Consider the following 1,942-nt stretch of genomic DNA (forward strand, 5'->3'; position numbering starts at 1 on the left):
TGGTCATCAATCTGCATCTCACTATGATGGCATTACGTATTGGGATTACAATTGGCGCAAACATGGCGGTGCTGTTCGTATGCTTGAAATTAGTAAGAAAGAAGAGTTCTATCAGCAAGAATATTGTGGGTGTGTCTATTCACTAAGAGATACCAATAGATGGCGGATGAAAAATGATCGTGAGCGAATTAAACTTGGTGTGAAGTTTTATTCAAATGTGATGGATGAAAAAAGTTAAGCTTTTGTCTTTAAATACCAGTTTTTCCAAGAGCTAGTTCCACGTATTGTAATAGGAACTGTTGGAATCAGTTTTTCTTTTAAAATATGCGTTTGCCCCACAACTTTAGCAAGCCTAGCTTTGACTGAATGAATACATTCTCGATCACCGAACTCACAGTAATCCAATGTGGTTCCACCACATGGACCATTGGCCAAACCTTTGGGGCAGGTTTCTGGACAAATATATATTGTTTCTCCCAAACGACATTGCCCACAACTCTCACAACCTAAAACAGCGTGCTTACTTAGCCATTCTGTTTTTAACAAAGCTTTGGTAGTAGACTGTTTTTCCCAAAAAGAAGCTTTAAAAATAAAGCGACCAAATGATCTAGCAAGTTTTGCATCAAAGAATGTGTTATGCATCATGTGTAAATGATGATATTTGATTAATTGTCCTATTGACGGTTGTTTCGAAGAATATGAAAAATCAGGTATAAATTCTTTTCCTGTTTTAACTTGCCATAATGAATTCCATAATAATTCAAGTGCATTTAAATCCAGATGACGATACGCATTAATCCAATGTTCAAGTAACAATTGTTCATCAGGATTATGGCAAGCAGATAGGTGAATACCTGCGAAACCAAGTTGTTTACAAATTAAAATTTGTAATGCACAACGTCTATAAGCGTACTCATTTTTCCCAGATTTTTTCTCATCTTCCAATACTTTTACCATATGTGGAGTAATAACAATTCCAGCAACTTTATGTTTTAACATAAAGTTTGCACGTCCCAGATTTAGCGGCATGACACAGGCTAAAATTTTTTGTGTATAGCCATTTTCATGCATAATTTTTTTGCAATGCTTTAAGGCGTCAATGTCATAGCCTAATTGTGTGATGATAAAATCTGCACCAGCATGTATTTTTTTATGAAGTTTAAAATATTGAGCATCATGTTCAGCTTCATTATATTTAAATGGATTGAATGCGACTCCGATATTAAATCCACCATGTTGTTTGGCAGTCATTACCGCATTTACAGACTCTAAATAACGTGTACGCTTCAGATACGAGTCTTCATCAACATGATTTTTTAATTTATCACCAGTAAGTAAAAGTAAGTTTTGAATATTGGCAGAATTTGCTTGATCTAAAAATTTGTAAAAATCCTGTATATCTCTATCTTTACCTGCAAAGTGCAATACTTTATCAATTCCTGCTGGATAAAAAAAACTTGCATCAAGTGGACTCATATCTTGATCTGAATGTACTCGATCTGCTAAAGTCATCAATGCTGGAAAATCTGTAAGCATAGTTTTGACAGCAAACTTATTTGGTATAGATGTTAGATATTCGATCAAAACACAAAATTTATTTTGTGAAAAATAATGCACAAGGTCGGCCATAAGTTACTACGAATGATTGAGAGTTCAAAATAAAAAATATGATGTAATGTCTAACATCATACGCACCTTATTCTAAGTCAAAAATGAGAGCTATAACACTCTTATTTTTATTGTTATATACCCTACTCTTAACTTGAAACAAGCAATTTAAACTGAGGTGGCGGGTTACCAAGTTTTTGGTTGTGAACCGCCCCGACTATATCGGAGGCTAATTTGCTTGAGTCAGGCACAGGCGTAGCGATTCACAACTTTCATTTGACAAATATTATTACAAACTTTCAAAATTATTGTGAGTATGTGAGTATGTGAGTAT

2 protein-coding genes are annotated in these 1,942 nt (G+C 34.4%); one reads left to right on the top strand and one right to left on the bottom strand.

Annotated elements, in window-relative coordinates; translation table 11 throughout:
• A partial coding sequence (locus ACMHKH_RS14565) for an epoxyqueuosine reductase QueH (protein WP_413521340.1) occupies positions 1-238 on the top strand: 238 nt, incomplete at its 5' end.
• Here the strand turns inward: ACMHKH_RS14565 and ACMHKH_RS14570 are convergent.
• Positions 235-1,629: a methylenetetrahydrofolate reductase C-terminal domain-containing protein gene (locus ACMHKH_RS14570; protein ID WP_413521341.1), complete on the bottom strand. Its 1,395-nt coding sequence runs from the start codon at positions 1,627-1,629 to the stop codon at positions 235-237. The genes ACMHKH_RS14565 and ACMHKH_RS14570 overlap by 4 nt on opposite strands.
• Between the last annotated feature and the right edge of the window lie 313 nt (positions 1,630-1,942).

The organism is Psychrobacter glacincola (genome assembly GCF_965118485.1).
GTDB classification, from domain to species: domain Bacteria; phylum Pseudomonadota; class Gammaproteobacteria; order Pseudomonadales; family Moraxellaceae; genus Psychrobacter; species Psychrobacter glacincola_D.

What these genes read in the sequence shown, in the direction of transcription:
- ACMHKH_RS14570 (WP_413521341.1), bottom strand. Translation starts at nt 1,629, where the DNA reads ATGGCCGACCTTGTGCATTATTTTTCACAAAATAAATTTTGTGTTTTG.